Source organism: Streptomyces sp. NPDC006332, assembly GCF_040612855.1.
Lineage (GTDB): Bacteria > Actinomycetota > Actinomycetes > Streptomycetales > Streptomycetaceae > Streptomyces.
In genome coordinates, this window is record NZ_JBEXRA010000009.1 from 15,212 (window position 1) to 31,431 (window position 16,220).

10 protein-coding genes are annotated in these 16,220 nt (G+C 72.2%); 2 read left to right on the forward strand and 8 right to left on the reverse strand.

Annotated elements, in window-relative coordinates:
* Positions 1-136: 136 nt before the first annotated feature.
* Genes ABZ027_RS10730 through ABZ027_RS10740 form a run of 3 tightly spaced genes read right to left on the reverse strand, consistent with a single transcriptional unit; the run spans position 137 to position 5,723 of the window.
* On the reverse strand, positions 137-1,576 hold the full coding sequence (locus tag ABZ027_RS10730; RefSeq protein ID WP_356766554.1) for an NAD-dependent succinate-semialdehyde dehydrogenase: 1,440 nt from the start codon (positions 1,574-1,576) through the stop codon (positions 137-139).
* A complete protein-coding gene (locus ABZ027_RS10735; protein ID WP_356766556.1) occupies positions 1,573-4,458 on the reverse strand; it encodes an FAD-binding and (Fe-S)-binding domain-containing protein in 2,886 nt (961 codons plus the stop codon). The genes ABZ027_RS10730 and ABZ027_RS10735 overlap by 4 nt, the downstream gene beginning before the upstream one ends.
* Complete coding sequence (locus tag ABZ027_RS10740; protein ID WP_356766558.1) at positions 4,455-5,723, reverse strand: aminotransferase class III-fold pyridoxal phosphate-dependent enzyme; 1,269 nt, start codon at positions 5,721-5,723, stop codon at positions 4,455-4,457. The genes ABZ027_RS10735 and ABZ027_RS10740 overlap by 4 nt, the downstream gene beginning before the upstream one ends.
* Positions 5,724-5,949: 226 nt before the next feature.
* Between ABZ027_RS10740 and ABZ027_RS10745 the strand changes: the two genes are divergently transcribed.
* Complete coding sequence (locus ABZ027_RS10745) at positions 5,950-7,617, forward strand: PucR family transcriptional regulator ligand-binding domain-containing protein (RefSeq protein ID WP_356766560.1); 1,668 nt, start codon at positions 5,950-5,952, stop codon at positions 7,615-7,617.
* 103 nt (positions 7,618-7,720) lie between these two features.
* Here the strand turns inward: ABZ027_RS10745 and ABZ027_RS10750 are convergent, their stop codons facing one another.
* From ABZ027_RS10750 to ABZ027_RS10765, 4 genes are read right to left on the reverse strand one after another with little or no spacing between them, the layout of a single operon-like run.
* A complete protein-coding gene (locus tag ABZ027_RS10750) occupies positions 7,721-9,121 on the reverse strand; it encodes an acyl-CoA reductase (RefSeq protein ID WP_356766562.1) in 1,401 nt (466 codons plus the stop codon).
* Positions 9,118-10,461 carry a hypothetical protein gene (locus tag ABZ027_RS10755; RefSeq protein WP_356766564.1) on the reverse strand — a complete coding sequence of 448 codons (1,344 nt, stop codon included), beginning with the start codon at positions 10,459-10,461 and terminating at the stop codon, positions 9,118-9,120. Before ABZ027_RS10755 ends, ABZ027_RS10750 begins: the two co-directional genes overlap by 4 nt.
* Positions 10,462-10,478: 17 nt before the next feature.
* The gene (locus ABZ027_RS10760) at positions 10,479-11,183 is read right to left on the reverse strand and encodes an ATP-binding cassette domain-containing protein (protein ID WP_356766566.1); all 705 of its coding nucleotides are present in this window, start codon (positions 11,181-11,183) and stop codon (positions 10,479-10,481) included.
* An 11-nt stretch (positions 11,184-11,194) separates the two neighbouring features.
* A complete protein-coding gene (locus ABZ027_RS10765) occupies positions 11,195-12,436 on the reverse strand; it encodes an ABC transporter substrate-binding protein (RefSeq protein WP_356766568.1) in 1,242 nt (413 codons plus the stop codon).
* Positions 12,437-12,563: 127 nt separating this feature from the next.
* Between ABZ027_RS10765 and ABZ027_RS10770 the strand changes: the two genes are divergently transcribed.
* Positions 12,564-15,329, forward strand: a complete 2,766-nt coding sequence (locus ABZ027_RS10770; RefSeq protein WP_356766570.1) for a branched-chain amino acid ABC transporter permease/ATP-binding protein — start codon at positions 12,564-12,566, stop codon at positions 15,327-15,329.
* 80 nt (positions 15,330-15,409) lie between these two features.
* Here ABZ027_RS10770 and ABZ027_RS10775 read toward each other — a convergent pair whose 3' ends face one another.
* Positions 15,410-16,204, reverse strand: a complete 795-nt coding sequence (locus ABZ027_RS10775) for a glucose 1-dehydrogenase (protein WP_356766572.1) — start codon at positions 16,202-16,204, stop codon at positions 15,410-15,412.
* Positions 16,205-16,220: the final 16 nt, after the last annotated feature.

The window sequence follows — 16,220 nt, forward strand, 5'->3', positions numbered from 1 at the left end:
GGCAGCGGACCGGCCCGAAGCGTGGCCGTCCTGCGCCCCACGACGCCCCGTGCTCGGCCACGAGGACAGTCGGCCGGAGCACGGGGCGGCCCGCGCGGTGCGCGATGGGGCGGGCGTCAGGGCAGGACTGCCACCGTCATCGCATGGGCACCGCGAGGTACTGGTACTCCAGGAACTCGTCGATCCCGACGCGGCCGCCCTCCCTGCCGATCCCGGACTGCTTGACGCCGCCGAAGGGGGCGGCCGGGTTGGAGACGAGACCGGTGTTGAGGCCGACCATTCCGACTTCCAGCCGTTCGCTGACGCGCAGGGCACGGTCGAGGCCCTCGGTGAAGACGTAGCCGACCAGTCCCCACGGCGTGTCGTTGGCCCTACGGACGACCTCGTCCTCGTCGTCGAAGGTGAGGATCGCCGCGACCGGGCCGAAGATCTCCGTGTCCATCAGACGGCTGTCGGGCGCCACGTCCGTCAGGACCGTCGGCGGGTAGAAGCAGCCCGGCCCCTCCGGCGTGCGGCCCCCCACGAGCACCCGGGCACCCCGCTCCACCGCGTCGGCGACCAGCTCCTCGACCTTGGTCCGCCCTGTCCTGTCGATCAGCGGGCCGACGTCGACACCGTCTCGGGTGCCGGGACCCACCACAAGGGCGCCCATGCGCTCGGCGAGCCGCCGTCCGAACTCCTCCGCCACCGAGCCGTGCACGAAGAAGCGGTTGGCGGCGGTGCACGCCTCGCCCATGTTGCGCATCTTGGCGATCATGGCGCCGTCCACGGCCACGTCCAGGTCGGCGTCCTCGAACACGATGAACGGCGCGTTGCCGCCCAGCTCCATCGAGGCCCGTACGACGGCGTCCGCGCACTGCGCCAGCAGCAGCCTGCCGACGGCCGTGGAGCCGGTGAAGGACAGCTTGCGGACCCGTCCGCCGCGCAGCAGCGGTTCGCAGACCTCTCCCGCGCGGGAGGTGGTGACGACGTTCAGTACACCGTCCGGCAGCCCCGCCTCCTTGAGGATCGCGGCGAGCGCCAGGCTCGACAACGGGGTCTGCGGGGCCGGCTTGAGGATCATCGTGCAGCCGGCCGCGATCGCCGGGCCGATCTTGCGGGTGCCCATGGCCAGCGGGAAGTTCCACGGGGTGATCAGCAGACAGGGGCCGACCGGGCGGCGGGTGAGCAGCATGCGGTTGCGGCCGTCGGGCAGGACGCCGTGGCCGCCGTCGATGCGCACGGCCTCCTCGGAGAACCAGCGGAAGAACTCCGCCGCGTACGCCACCTCACCGCGTGCCTCGGCCAGCGGCTTGCCCATCTCGGCGGTCATCAGGTGGGCCAGCTCGTCGGTGCGCTCAAGGATGAGCTCGTGGGCACGGCGCAGGATCTCGCTGCGTGCCCGGGGTGCCGTACGGGCCCACGCCTGCTGGGCGTCGACCGCCGCGTCCTCTGCGAGCCGGGCGTCCTTGGGACCCGCGTCGGCGACGTGGCAGAGGACCTCGCCGGTCGCCGGGTCGTCCACGGCCAGGGTCGCGCCGTCCGCGGCGTCCACCCAGGCCCCGCCGATGAACAACTGCGTAGGTGTGTCGGTCATGAGGTCTCTCCTGGTCGGTCGGTGGCGGGGTCGAGGAGTTCGGCGAGGTGCAGGGCGCGGAGGTCACGGTCACCGGCGAGGTGGTCGATCTGGGTGGCGCAGCTGAAGCCGTCGGCCACGACGACGCCGGGCGTGTGGTGGTCGAGGCCGTCGAGGCGGGGTGTCAGGGCGAGGTCGGCGACGGCCATGGAGGTGTCGTAGTGCTGTTCCTCGAACCCGAAGTTGCCCGCGAGTCCGCAGCAGCCCTCGGCCTCGTCGACGGTGCGCACGCCGAGTCGGCGCAGCAGATCGCGCGGGCGGCGGTCGGTGAAGGTGGCGTACTCGTGGCAGTGGGTCTGCAGGACGACATCGGCGGGCAGGGGCGGCGGGGTCCAGTCCGGGGCGGCGAGGTCGGTCAGCGCACCGGTGAGGGTGTGGACGCGGGCCGCGACCCGGCGGGCGGCCTCCGTGCCGAGGAGCTCGGGCACGTCGCGTCTGAGGGCGGCGGCGCAGCTGGGTTCCGCCACCACGATGGGCCGGTCGTCGCCGTCGTCCAGGTGCGCGACCGTACGGGCCATGACGCGGCGTGCTACGGACAGCTGGCCGGTGCTGACCCAGGTCAGGCCGCAGCACAGGCCGTCCCGAGCGGTGCTGGGGATGCCGGCGTCGGCGAGCACCCTGGCGGTGGCACCGGCGACCTGGGGGCGGAAGGCACGGGTGAAGCTGTCGACGAAGAGCAGGGCCCTGGCCGGTTCGGCGGTCCTCGTCCCGCGCAGCTGCGAGCGCAGGGCGCGTCGGGAGGCGAAGGCGGGGATCGTGCGCCGGGTGGTCACTCCCCCGAGCCGGGCCAGAACCCTGCCGAGGGGCCCGCGCAGCAGCGCGTTGAGCGGGCGGGCGGCGAAGCCGGCGAGCGCGGAGGTCAGGGGAAGCCAGCCGAGCGAGTAGTGGGACCGGGGCCGGAGCCTGCCCCGGTAGTGCTGGTGCAGGAACTCGGCCTTGTAGGTCGCCATGTCGACGCCGACCGGGCAGTCGGTGGAGCAGGCCTTGCAGGACAGACACAGGTCGAGGGCGTCGCGGACCTCGGTGGAGCGCCAGCCGTCCTGGATCGACTCGCCGCGCACCATCTCCTGCAACAGGCGGGCGCGGCCCCGGGTGGAGGCGTTCTCCTCGCCGGTGGCCCGGTAGCTGGGGCACATCACGCCGCCCGCGTCGCCGCGGCAGCGGCCGACACCGACGCAGCGGCGGGCCGCGCCGGTGAAGCCGTCCTCGTCGTGCGGGAAAGTGAACTCCGTGGTCAAGAGCGGGAGTTCACGCAAGGCGAGGTCGGTGTCGAGGGGGGCCGGAGCGACGATGACGCCGGGGTTCAGCATCCCCTCCGGATCGAAGATCCGCTTGAACGCGGCGAACGCCTCGACCATCCGGTGGCTGTACATGATCTCCAGCAGCTCACCGCGCGCCCGTCCGTCGCCGTGCTCCCCCGAGAGCGTCCCGCCGTGCTCGACGACCAGGGCGGCCGCCTCGCCGAGGAACCGGCGGGTGGCGGCCCGGCCGGCCTCGGTGACGAGGTCGAAGTCGATACGCACATGCACGCAGCCGGCGCCGAAGTGCCCGTACAGCACCCCGGTGAGCCCGTGGCGGGCCAGCAGTTCACGGAAGTCCCGCAGGTAGCCGGCGAGGTTCTCGGGGGCGACCGCCGCGTCCTCCCACCCGGGCCAGGACTCCCTGCCGTCCACCAGGCGGGCGGCGAGCCCGGCCCCGTCCTCGCGGACCCGCCACAGCGAGCGGCGTTCGGCCGCGCTGTCCACGACCCGGCCGCCCGTCATCCGGCCCCGGGCCTTGAGGACGTCCAGCAGTTCGGCCGCCCGGGTGGTGACCGTCGCCGAGTCCTCGCCGTCGAGTTCGACGTAGAGCCAGGCACGCCCCTCGGGCAGGCCGGTGACGGCGTCCGGACCGCGGCGGGCGCGCATAGTGGCGACGATCGCCTCGTCCATGCCCTCCACGGCGGTGGGCTCCCGGCGCAGGATCTCCGGGACGTCCTCGGCGGCGTCGACGACGTCGTCGTAGCCGAGAGCGAGCAGCGCGGAGGCGGGCGCGGTGGCGACCAGACGTACGGTCGCGCCGGTGACGACCGCGCAGGTGCCCTCGGTGCCGACCAGGGCGCGGGCCGCGTCGAAGCCGTTCTCCGGCAGGAGGTGGTGCAGTTGGTAGCCGGAGACCTGGCGGGGGACGCGGCCGAGTTCGGTACGGATCGGCGCCAGGTTGTCGGCGACCAGGCGGCGCAGGTCCGCTTCGAGCCGGGCGACGCGTCGGACCGCGTCGGTGTCGTCAGGGTCGGCGGCGCGCAGTCCGGCGTGGTCGGCCACGGCGCGCACGCCGTCGGCGGTGACGATGTCCAGGGATTCGATGTGGCCGCTGGTCCGCCCGTGCCGTACGGACCGGTTGCCGCACGCGTCGTTGCCGATCATTCCGCCGAGGGTGCAGCGGCTGTGCGAGGACGGGTCGGGGCCGAACGTGAGCCCGTGCTCGCCGGCCGCGTCCCGCAGCGCGTCGAGGACCACGCCCGCCTCGACGCGCGCGGTGCCCGCCTCGGGGTCGATGGCCAGGATCCGGTTCATGTACCGGGAGAAGTCCAGGACCACGCCGGGTCCGACCGCGTTGCCCGCCATGCTGGTGCCGCCGCCCCGGGCGGTCACCGGGATGCCTTCCTCCCGGCAGGCCCGCAGCACCGCGCACACGTCGTCGGCGGTGCGCGGGAACGCCACGGCACGGGGAGGCACCCGGTAGTTGGAGGCGTCGTAGGCGTAGGGGACCGTGTCTCCGGCCCCGGTTTCCACCCGCAGGCCGGGCGCGGCCTGCGCGATGCGGGCCGACAGACCCGCCAGGTCGCGGGTGGCGCTTGTCATCGCTGCGACGCTCCCGACGTACCGGCCTCCACCGCGGCCGCCCACGCCTGAAGGCCGGCGTCCACCGCCGACTCGTCGATCACGAGCGCCGGGATCATCCGCACGACCTGGTTCCAGGCCCCGCACAGCAGCAGGAGCAGGCCCTCGTCGACGGCTGCCCGCTGCACACGGGCGGCGGTCTCGGGGTCGGGGGCGCCGTCCTCGGTGACGAACTCGGAGGCCAGCATCAGGCCGAGGCCCCGTACGTCCCCGATGGCCGGTGTCCGCTCGGCCACCGCCTCCAGGCCGTTGCGCAGCCGCTCGCCCATCGCCTCGGCGTTCTCGACGAGCTTCTCGTCGCGTACGACGTCGAGGGTGGCGCAGGCGGCTGCGCACGACACCGCGTTGGCGCCGTACGTGCCGCCCTGCGAGCCCGGCCACGCCTTGCCCATGAGTTCCTCGGAGGCGGCGATGCCGGACAGCGGGAACCCGCTGGCGAGGCCCTTGGCGGTGATCAGGATGTCGGGCGTGACCCCGAAGTGGTCGTGCCCCCAGAACCGGCCGGTGCGGCCCACGCCGGTCTGCACCTCGTCGAGGATCAGCAGGAAGCCGTGCCGGTCGGCCCGCTCCCGCAGTCCCTCCAGGAAGGCGCGGTTGGCGGGCACGTAGCCGCCCTCGCCGAGCACCGGCTCGACGATGACCGCGGCCGTGTCGGCGGGCGAGGAGATGGTCTGGAGGGTGTAGTCGAGCTCCTGGAGGGCGAAGCGGGTGGCGGTGTCCTCGTCCCAGCCGTAGCGGTAGGCCGTCGGGAACGGGGTGACGACCACGCCGCTCATCAGCGGCGAGAAGCCGGACCGGAAGCGGGTGCCGGAGGTGGTCATGGCGGCCGCCGCCACGGTCCGGCCGTGGAACCCGCCGTGGCAGACGAGCACGTTCGGGCGGCCGGTGGCCTGCCGGGCCAGCCGCAGCGCTGCCTCCACCGCCTCGCTGCCGGAGTTGGTGAAGAACAGGCTGTCCAGGCCGGCCGGCAACACCTCTCCGAGCCTGTCGACGAGCTGCCGCAGGGGCTGGTGCATGACGGTCGTGTACTGGCCGTGGACCAGCGTGCCCACCTGCTCCTGCGCCGCCGCCACGACCGTGGGGTGGCAGTGCCCTGTGCTGGTGACGCCGATGCCGGCGGTGAAGTCGAGGTAGCGGCGGCCGTCCTCGCCGTACAGGTGGACGCCCTCGCCACGGACCGCCACGACGGGCGTGGCCTGGCGAAGGTGCGGCGACAGTGCGGTCATGTTCGTCTCCCGGCCCATGCGTTGTGGTCTACTCCGGCATCCCGAGCATCTCGACCCGTTCGCGCGCCGACAACGCGTGATCTGTCCAGCGGGGAGGCGGTGTTCGGACGTTGTGTCAACCGAGGCGGGTCCGGCGGGCCGCCCGGGGCCCTGGTGACCACCGTCGGTCCGCTCTTGCGCAGGTCAGCCACGCTTGTCACAGTGTCCGGGCGGGCAAGGAGGCACCATGAGCGAGTACGTCGAAACGTCCCGGACGTCCGGATCCGGCGGCCCTGGCGCCGCCCCCACGGGCGGTGTGCTGACCATCGCCGACGTCCTGGCCCTGCCGGTCCTGGCCGCGGGGCGACCGGAGGTCGTCACCGGCGTGACCCGCCTCGACCGACCGGTCCGCTGGGTCCACATCACCGAACTGACGGACCCCGCCTCCTTCCTCAAGGGCGGCGAGCTCGTCCTGACCACCGGCATGCCGCTGCCTCAGGACACCGCGGGCGTGCGCCGCTACGTCGACGAACTCGCCGACATCGACGCCGCGGCCCTGGTCATCGAACTCGTCCGGCGCTACCACCGGCCGCCCGACCCGCTCATCCAGGCCTGCCGGACCCGTGGACTGCCGCTCGTCACCCTGGCCGAGGACGTCAACTTCCTGGAGGTCACCCAGGTCGTCCACACCCTCATCCTCGGCAACCAGGCCGATGCCATGCGCCGGACCCAGCGCGTCCACGAGGCGTTCACGGCCCTGACCTTGCGCGGCTCGGGCCCCGAGGAGGTCGTGCGGGCGGCGGCGGAGATGAGTGGCCGCACGGTCGTCCTGGAGAACCTGGTGCACCAGGCGCTGATCTGCGAGCCCTCCGGCAGCACCGTGGACGAGGCACTGACCGGCTGGGAACAGCGGTCCAGGGCGACACCTCCCGGAGATCGCACGGAGGTGAGCGGCCCCGAGAGCTGGCTCGTGGCGCCCGTGGAGTACCAGGGCGAACGCTGGGGCCGGGTCGCCATGCTCCCGCCCCCGTCCGGCACCCCGGCCGCCGCCTCGGCGGCTTTCGTCCCCGAGGACGTCACCGTCCTGGAGCGTACGGCGATGGCGCTCACGATCGCCCGCCTCATCCACACCACCCCGTGGGAACGCACGGCGCACCGCAACGCGCTGCGCGATCTCGCCGGACAGCGCCACCACTCCCCCGAGGACGCCCGTGCCCGGCTGGCCGCGCTGGGCCTGCCCACCGAGGGCGGCCTCTTCCTCGCTGTGCTGGCGGACATCCGTGCGGAGGACGACGGCGGTGCGGAGAGCCGGCTGTCGCAGGAGCTCAGGACGACGGGCGTCCCGGCGCTCGTCGGCATACTTGCCCCCGGCCGCCTCGGCGTCCTGCTGGCCCTGCGCCCGTCCCAGCCGTGGCGGCCCGTCGTCGAGCGGCTGAGCCGTATCGCCCTCGACCTGTGCCCCGAGGCTGTCGTGTGTGTCGGTCCGGAGGTCACGCACCTCTCCGACGCGGCGCGTTCCTTCCGCGCCGCGGCCCGCGTCGCCGAGGCGGCCCTGCCCGGGCGACAGCTCCGCGAGGGCAGGACCTTCCTCGAACTGTCCGACATCGGCCTGCCTCAGCTGCTGTACGCGCTGCGCGAGGACACCCGGATCCAGGACTACGCCGAGCGACAGCTCGGGCGCCTCATCGAGCACGACACCCGCCACGGCACCGATCTGCTGTCGACCCTGCGCCACTATCTGGACGCGGCGGGCAACAAGACCACCGCCGCCCGGCTCGGCGCCCTGTCCCGGGAGACCGTCTACCAACGGCTGCGCACCATCGAGCGGCTCCTCGACCGTGACCTGGAGTCCGGCGAACAACGCACCGAACTGCACGTCGCGCTCACCGCGCTCGACGTTCTCAGGCTCGGCTGACGCACGGCGCCACCGGTGCGCCCACGACCCCACGCACGACTGCGCGCACGGCCCGCCATGAGGAGCAGCCAGATGACGTCCGCCCCGCGCCACGCCCGCGGGATCACTCGTCGTTGACCCAGCGCATCAGCCGTTGCAGTGGGTAGAAGCCGTCGTGCGAGAGGCCCGGGGGCATGCCGCCCGCACCGCCGAGGGAGACCACGCGCTGCACTCCGGCGCAGGCGAGGGCGTCGCGCAGGTCCGCCTTGCGGGAGTCGGGGTACACGCCGACCGTCTGGGTGGCGACCCCGGCGTGCCGTACGGCCTCGGACAGTTCGCCGACCGGAACCACGTCGACGATCTTTCCGTCGGGGTGGAAGTCGACGGGTTCGGGAGAGCGGATGACCAGGCCCCGGCCGTCGTAGCCGCCCCACACCCGGTACTCGGGGGCCATGGACCTCAGAACGTCGATCTCCTCGCGCAGTCCGGTCGGGACCTGCGGTCCGCCCGCCGAACTGAACTCCCGGGCCACGCCGAGGCGTTCGCACAGCAGGGCGGCATAGCGGTCGGCGTCGTCCCAGGAGCCCTCGACGAACTGGAAGCGACTGGCCACGCAGGCCTGCTGGTTGAAGAACGTGGCGTCGGCGGCGCCCGCGTCGGCGGCCCGGGCCAGCGTCTCGGGGGAAGCGAAGGCCTCGCGGCCGATCAGGGAGATGGAAGTCTTGGGGTCGAAGGAGACGAGCTCGAACCCCGGGCCGACGTACCTCAGCGCCCCGCGGATGGTGGCCTCGCCGCCCCAGGCGACCAGCTTGTCGAAGAACTGCGGGCGGAACAGCACGCTCTCCACCGTCTCGTCGCCGCCGCGCCAGTACACCGCGGAGAACGAACGCACCACGGGGTGCCCGGGGGCGACCGCGGCCATGGTGCGCAGGATCGCGGTGGCGGTGAACAGGTCGTTCGAGGGCAGCTTCAGCAGGTTGACGCCCTTGGTGAGGGCTCCGCGCACGACGGACATCGCGGCGACACCGGGTGCGTTGCCGGCGATGATGTGCACCAGGCGCGGCGGGAAGGCACGGGTGGCCGCGGTCCGGTTCCCGGGCAGCCGCACCTCGCGCCAGCCGTCGAGCACGTCCGCTCCACCGAGTTCGTGGTCGATCTGGGCGTACAGCGCGGGCCGCTGGAAGCTGCGCCACAGCACGGCGTAGGCGCGTTCGAGCACTTCCGCGGGCAGCGGACTGACCCGGGCCATCCGGTCCAGGGCCTCGGCGAGCAGTCCCGCCCGGTCCGCCTTGAGTGCCTCGCCGGTCTCCACCAGCAGGTCGACGATCTCCGCGACGGGCACCTGGAACGCGGGGCCGGGTTCGGTGCGGGGCCACACGAGATCGTCCAGGTCCAGGGTGGGCGCGGTGAAGGCGGCGCCCGGGCGGCCGTGCTGGGTGGGTGAGCCGTGCTGGAGCTCGCCGCGGACCACGTGGACGACGGGTACGGAATCAGCCGCGGTGGTGTCGAGCATGGTGCCGCTCATCCGTGGATCATCCCCCGCACATAGGAGTCGAGTGTCGCGGCGCAGGTGACCTTGTCGTCGCCGCCGAGGTCGCCGTAGCGCCGGATGTCGGGCAGGACGACGGGCCCCGCTCTGCCGCAGTCGCACGGCGAGAAGTCCACGAAGACCCGGTCGCCGCTGATCAGCCCGCCCCAGCGGCCTTCCAGGGAGACGTCCAGGAAGGCGAACCGCCCCTCCACCACGCCGTGTTCGGCGTTGAGCAGCGTCTCGCCCGGCTGGTCGAGGATGAGGGGGATCACCCACGGCGGCACGTGGTAGTTGCCCTTCTCGCAGGCGGGGCAGGAGCCCTGCATCTCGGTCATGCCGTAACTGCGCACGCGCCGCACACCGTCGTAGAAGGCGGCGAACTGCGCCTGGTAGTCGTCGGGCAGCGCCCGGCCCTTGTTGCCGCCGCCGCTGAGCACCAGCGTGTCGGGGTGCAGACTGCCGTCGGACACACCCCGGGCGCGCAGGGCCTGGATCAGGGTGAACTGCTGGTTGTTCATCCCGGCGATCAGCAGCGGCTCGTCGCGGTGCGCGAAGATGTCGTCGACGATCCGGGACACGGCCGTGCCCAGTTCCTCCTCACGCGTCTCGGAGGCGGACTCGAAGGAACTGATCTCCTGCGGGGTCGCGGTGCCCTCCGCCATCCGGCGGCGCAGCAGTGCGCTGCTCATCAGGTCGGACACCCTGAGCGGCTCCTCGGTGAGCAGCTGGGTCTCGCCGGGCCTGGCGAAGACGTCCGCGTGCCAGCGGAAGCCGTCGATGGACCGCATCGGACCGCTCGCCGGTGCCAGCAGGTAACCACGACGGGTGGGCTTCGGGGGGAGCGGGTCGGGCCAGCAGGTGACGTGTTCCAGGATGTCGTGCAGGAAACTCAGGTCGGTGGCGTCGCAGTTGAGGAAGGACACCTTTCCGGAGGTGCCGCTGGTGATGTAGGGGCGGTGGCCGGCGGCGGTGACGCGTTCGGTCCACTCGTCGATGTCGCCTACGCCCTCGATGTCGACGTCGCCGGGTTCTACCGCCGACACGGTCGTGTACCAGCGCAGGAGCCGGTCCCAGCGGCCGCCGGTGATGAGGGAGAGCGGGTACGACTTGTAGCTGGTGTGCGAGAAGAGCAGCGGTACGAGTTCCTCGAAGCCGTTGATCTCGCGTACGCCGGTCTCCTCCGCCCGGGTGCGCAGCAGCGGGACGCGCTCGCGGTGGGCGGCGAAGGCCTCCCGTGCGGCTTCCAGCTGCAACTCCCGTGTGTCCTCCCCGGGTTGGCCGAACGGGTCGTCGGATGCGACCAGGGCCCGGAGTTGCTCGCGTGCGCTTGCCACAGAACCATCTCCATCAGTCAGGACTTCGTGTTCTTCGCGAGGTAGGACGACTCGATCGCGGCCAGGTCGGCGCGCAGTTCCGCCGGGGTGCCGGTCATGGTGACGCGGCCGCGGTGCAGGACGTAGACCCGGTCCGCGATGTCCAGCACCTTGCGGACGTGCTGTTCGACCAGCAGCGCGCCGAGGCCCTGGTTGGCCGCCTCGCGCACGGCGCGCAGCAGCCGGTCGACCACGAGCGGGGCGAGGCCGAGCGAGAGTTCGTCCGCGAGGAGCAGCTTGGGGGCGCGGCCCAACGCGCGCGCCAGGGACAGCATCTGCTGCTCGCCGCCGGACAGCATGCCGGCGCCGGTGGTGAGTCGTTTCTCGAGTTCGGGAAAGAGCCGCAGGGCCTGCCGGGTCGGCACCCGGCCGACCCGCAGGTTGTCCGCGGTGTCCAGGCGGGTGAAGACCGCCCGCTCCCCGACGTACGCCAGGCCCTGACGGGCGCGGCGGTGCAGCGGTGCGCGGCCGGTCCCGCCCAGCCAGCACACCTCGCCCGCCATCGGGTTCAGGTCGCCCCCCAGCGCCCTCAGGGTCGTGGTCTTGCCCGCGCCGTTGGGTCCGAGCAGGGCGACGACCTCGCCGGGTCGGACCTCGATGTCGAGGTCACGCACCACAGGTTGGCTGCCGTAACCGGCGGACAGGGAACGTGCTTCGATCAGGGGGGCGTCGGTGTCGGGCACGGGGCCGCTCCTCAGCCGGCCGGCGGGGTCGTCAGGACCTTGCGGACGTCGACGAAGGTCGATCCGGACTTCAGCCACTCGATCTTCCCGTCGCGGATGGTCAGTTCGGTGGCGGTGGTGTTGTGGATGCGGTTGAGGCCCTTGATCGGCAGGGCGGTGGACGCCTTCCAGTCCAGCGGCGGGGTCAGGCCGCCGGTGTTGATGCCGGGCGTGGTGTCGAGCTCCTGCACCAGGGCCTTCGCCGTGATCGTGGGGAGCTTCTTGACGGCCTCGGTGAAGACCTTGAAGGACACCCAGGTGGTGGCGTTGGCCCCGTTGGTGGGGTCGATGTCCTTGTTGCCCTTGGTGGCCGCGAGGAAGTCCTTCCAGGCGGGGTCGGAGGTCGGCGGGTAGTAGCCGGTGATCGCGGCGCCCTCCAGCGGGCTGCCGCTGCCGCCGGTGCTCTCGGCGAGTTGCGGGGTGAGGTTGCCGACGACGCTGCCGAGCTTCGTCTTGGCACCGGACTGCACGTACGACTTCACGAACAGGCCCGAGGCGGTGCCCATGATGACGCTCACGCAGTCGCTGCCCTTGGTCGCGGCGGCGACCTGCGGGGCGAGGTCGGTGGCGGTCAGCGGCACCTTGATGTCCTTGGGTGCCGATCCTCCGGCGGAGACCGCGCCGAGGGTGAGGAACTGTGAGACGACGGCGGCGGCGGCCACGTCGTAGCGCACGCCGGAGATCTTCTTGCAGCCGCTTTGCACCAGCTGCCGGCCGTGGGCCGCGAACACCACCGGGGTGCCGCCGTTGACCGGGAACGACAGAGGGTTGGAGAACTCGGCGGCTGAGACACCGGTGCCGCCGAGGTAGGGGATGCCCGCCTTCTGCAGGATGGGCATGTAGCGGTCACCGGCGAGGCTGTACGACCCCACCACGGCGACCACCTTCTCCGCGACGGCCTGCTGGGCGCACTTCTCGGCCTCGTCGGGGTTGTTCTTCTCGTTGCAGGTGAGGACCTTCAGCGGGCTGCCCTTGATCCCGCCGTTGGCGTTGACCCACTTCTCGTAGGCCTGCGCGGTGAGCCGGACCCCGGGCTGGGCGCTGCCCTGGGTGTCCTCCGGCGTCCAGACCATCACCTTGACCGGTGTGCCCTTCAGCGAGGAGGTCTCGGCCGAACTGCCGGACGCCTCTCCCCCGCACCCTGCGGCGAGCAGGACTCCCGACACCGCGAGGCAGCTCGCAGCGGTGGTTCTGCGTCGTCGTGAGTCGTTCATGGTTCCTCCGCGGAGCTCGTCGTCGAGATGGCGAACAGCATGGGGTGCGTTTTCGAGTTAGTGAAGTACTCTCGGCACAATTATTTAAATGAATGTGCTGTCTCGCCCCGCTCCGGGAGGTTCCCCGATGGACGACATCCTGCGGTTCGCGCTGCTCGGCCTGGGGCTCGGCGCGCTCTACGCGCTCACCGCCCACGGCATCGTGCTGGTCTACCGGGGATCCGGAGTCCTGAACCTCGCGCACGGCGCGCTCGGCATGGCCGGCGCCTATGTCCAGTGGGAGCTCTCCGCCCAGCACGGCCTCGCGTACTGGCCCGCCACCATGTGCGGGGTACTCACCTCGGCGGCGCTGGGTGTGCTCACCCATCTGCTGGTGCTGCGTCCGCTGCGCACGGCTTCCGCGCCGGCCCGCCTGGTCGGCACCCTGGCGGTGTTCATCGTGCTCACCGCCCTCGCCGTCAAGCGTTACGGCGACAGCCTGCAACTGGTGCCGGGCAAGCTGCCCACCCGGCTGCTGACGATCGCCGGGGCGACGGTCTCCGAGGACCGGGTGTGGCTGCTCGGCATCGCGATCGCCATCACGGCGGTCCTTCATCTCCTCTACCGGCGCACCCTGTTCGGCCTCGGCACCACCGCGGTCGCGGAGAACGAGAACGCCGCCGCCGCGCTCGGCTGGTCCCCGGACCTGATCGCCACCGTCAACTGGGCTCTGGGATCGGCGCTCGCGGGACTCACCGGCATCCTGATCGTGCCGGTCATCGGACTGTCGGTGACCGGGCTGACCACCCTTCTGCTGAGCGCACTGGCCGCCGCCCTGGTCGGCAGGTTCTCGTCGTTCCCGATCACCCTGGCGGGCGGTCTGCTCATCGGAGTCGTGCAGTCCGAACTGACCCGCTTCGGCTCCGGCGTCACCGGGCTGGCCGCGTCGGTGCCGTTCCTCTTCATCGCCCTCGTGCTGGTCGCACGGGGCAGGGCGCTGCCACTGCGCGGCACGTTCCTGGACCGGCTGCCCGCCCTGGGCACCGGAAAGGTACGTCCCCTGCCGCTGGCTCTCGCCGTCGCGGTCGGGCTGCTGCTGGTGAGCCTGTCGACACCGCTGTGGGCCGACGCGATCACCAACACCCTGGTGCTGTCGCTGATCATCCTGTCGATCGTCGTGGTCACCGGGTACGCGGGACAGGTGTCCCTCGCCGCTTACGCCCTCGCCGGCACCGGCGCCTTCATCGCCGGGCACACGACGGCCGACTGGGGCTGGCCGTTCGAACTCGCCCTGTTGGCCGGGGTGTTGGGGACGGTGCCGATCGGTCTGCTGTTCGCCCTCCCGGCGGTCCGCACCCGCGGGGTCAATCTCGCCATCATCACGCTCGGCCTCGGCACCACGCTGGAGGCGATGGTCTTCCAGAACACCGATCTGTCGACGACCCCCGGCAGCGACGGCATCGTGGTGGGCAAGCAGACGCTCTTCGGGATCAGTGTCTCCGGCGTCGACCATCCACAGCGGTACGCCGCCGTGGTCCTGGTGATGTTCGTGGCCGCCGCGCTGGTGGTCGCCAACGTGCGACGCAGCCGAACCGGCCGCCGGCTCGTCGCCGTACGGGCCAACGAGCGGGCCGCCGCCGCGCTCGGTATCGACGTCCGCGCGGCCAAGCTGTACGCGTTCGGCTTGTCCGCGGCCATCGCCGCGCTCGCCGGGGTGCTCACCGGCTTCCGTTCGACCTCGGTGGTCTTCTCCGACTTCGCGAGCTTCGGCTCCGTCACCGCGCTGGGGCTCGCCGTCATCGGCGGCGTCGGCTTCCTCGTCGGACCATTGTTCGGGGCCACCTTCGCAGCGGGGACGGTGGGGGCCCGGTTCGGGGACCTGGTGCTGCCCGGGCTGAGCGAGTGGATGCCGCTGATCGGCGGGGTCATCCTGGTCCTGACGCTGGTGGGCAACCAGGACGGCATCGGAAAGGAACTCGGCAGCCAGGCCGCGGGCGTCCGGCGCAGGGTGTCCTCGAAGCGCGGCGCATCCGGGCGGAAGGGCGAACGGGCGACCGCGGCCGTGCGGCAGGGCGCACGGAGGGACGTACCGGAGGTCATGCCGAGGGAAGAGCGAGAAGGGCCCGGGCCGGACGTGCCGCGCTCCGCACCACTCCCCCTCCAGGTACGTGACCTCACCGTGCGCTACGGCGGTGTCGTCGCCGTCGACGGGCTCTCGCTGAACGTCGAACCCGGCCAGGTGGTGGGGCTGATCGGACCCAACGGCGCCGGCAAGACCTCCGCCATCGACGCCGTCACCGGATTCACCAGGGCCGCGTCCGGCCGGGTGTGTCTGGGCGACCGGGACCTGACCCGGCTGCCCGTGCACCGGCGGGCCGCGGCCGGGCTCAGCCGGTCCTTCCAGTCGCTGGAGCTGTTCGAGGACATGACCGTCCTGGACAACCTGTACGCGGCCTGCGACCGGCCGGGCCGATGGGCGTACCTCATGGACCTGGTCCATCCCGGCAGCCGCGCGCTGCCCGCCCATGTGCTGGTCGCGGTGCGGGAGTTCGGCCTTCAGGACAGTCTGGACCGGCCGGTGGGTGACCTGTCGTACGGCGAGCGGCGGTTGCTGGCCATCGCCCGGGCGGTGGCGGCCTCGCCGTCCGTGCTGCTCCTCGACGAACCCGCCGCCGGACTGTCGGACGACGAGACGCGGGAGCTGGCCGGCCTGGTGCGGCGGCTGGCCGAGGACTGGGGCATGGGGGTGCTGCTCGTCGAGCACGACGTCGACATGGTCATGAGCGTCTGCGACCAGGTGGTCGTCCTGGACTTCGGACGCCGGATCTGCGCCGGCACACCCGAGGAGGTACGCCGGGATCCGGCGGTGCGGGCGGCGTACCTGGGCGACCTGGAGCCGGAGATGCTGGGCTGACCGGCCGTCGAGCACCGGTACGACACAAAGCCGGAGGCGCTGTCCTGAAGCGCCTCCGGCTTTCTGCGGCAGGAGTCGTGTCACGCGTCCCGCAGGTCCGCCACGTACGGCTGATGGGACAGCAGCCCGCCGTCCACCCGCAGGGTGTGCCCCGTGATGAAGGCCGACTCGTCGGAGGCCAGGAACACGACCGCCGACGCCACGTCCTCCGGCCGTCCGAGGCGGGGCGTGAGGTGATGACGCAGCATCGCCTCCCGGATCGCCCCGTGCGCCGAGCCGGAACTGGCCGGCGTGACGATGAATCCCGGCGCGATGGCGTTGCAGCGCACGCCCTGCTTGCCGTACTGGGTGGCGACGTACTGCGTGAGGTTGATCAGGGCGGCCTTGGAGGCGCCGTACGCCGGATTGCGCAGGTCTCCGGCGAGGCCGGATCCCGACGAGGTGTTGATGACGGAGCCGCCGCCGCGCGCGACCATGTGCGGGACGGCGGCCTGGATGGCGACCATGGTCCCGCGCAGGTTGATCCGCATCGTGTCGTCCCAGACCGCCGGATCGGCCTCGACGACGGCGAGGTCCCGGCGGGCGGCCAGATGGGTGGCCGCCGCGTTGTTGTGCAGGACGTCGAGGCCGCCGTACGTCTCGACCGCCGCGGCCACCATGGCCCGTACGCTCGCCACGTCACCGAGGTCGACGGCAACCGCCGTCGCGGAACCCCCGGCGGCGCGGATCTCCTCGGTCACCGCCCCGGCGCCGTCGAGGTCGATGTCGGCGACCACCGTGTGCGCGCCCTCGGCCGCCAGGCGACGGGCGGTGGCCGCGCCGATGCCGGACGCGGCCCCGGTGACGACGGCGATCTTGTCTTCGAGTCGCGGCATGACCGAACCGCCTTTT

Excerpts from the sequence above, each read along its gene's own strand:
- ABZ027_RS10770 (WP_356766570.1), top strand. The coding sequence starts at position 12,564 with ATGGACGACATCCTGCGGTTCGCGCTGCTCGGCCTGGGGCTCGGCGCG.
- ABZ027_RS10735 (WP_356766556.1), bottom strand. The coding sequence starts at position 4,458 with ATGACAAGCGCCACCCGCGACCTGGCGGGTCTGTCGGCCCGCATCGCG.
- ABZ027_RS10775 (WP_356766572.1), bottom strand. The coding sequence starts at position 16,204 with ATGCCGCGACTCGAAGACAAGATCGCCGTCGTCACCGGGGCCGCGTCC.
- ABZ027_RS10740 (WP_356766558.1), bottom strand. The coding sequence starts at position 5,723 with ATGACCGCACTGTCGCCGCACCTTCGCCAGGCCACGCCCGTCGTGGCG.
- ABZ027_RS10750 (WP_356766562.1), bottom strand. The coding sequence starts at position 9,121 with ATGAGCGGCACCATGCTCGACACCACCGCGGCTGATTCCGTACCCGTC.
- ABZ027_RS10730 (WP_356766554.1), bottom strand. The coding sequence starts at position 1,576 with ATGACCGACACACCTACGCAGTTGTTCATCGGCGGGGCCTGGGTGGAC.
- ABZ027_RS10765 (WP_356766568.1), bottom strand. The coding sequence starts at position 12,436 with ATGAACGACTCACGACGACGCAGAACCACCGCTGCGAGCTGCCTCGCG.
- ABZ027_RS10745 (WP_356766560.1), top strand. The coding sequence starts at position 5,950 with ATGAGCGAGTACGTCGAAACGTCCCGGACGTCCGGATCCGGCGGCCCT.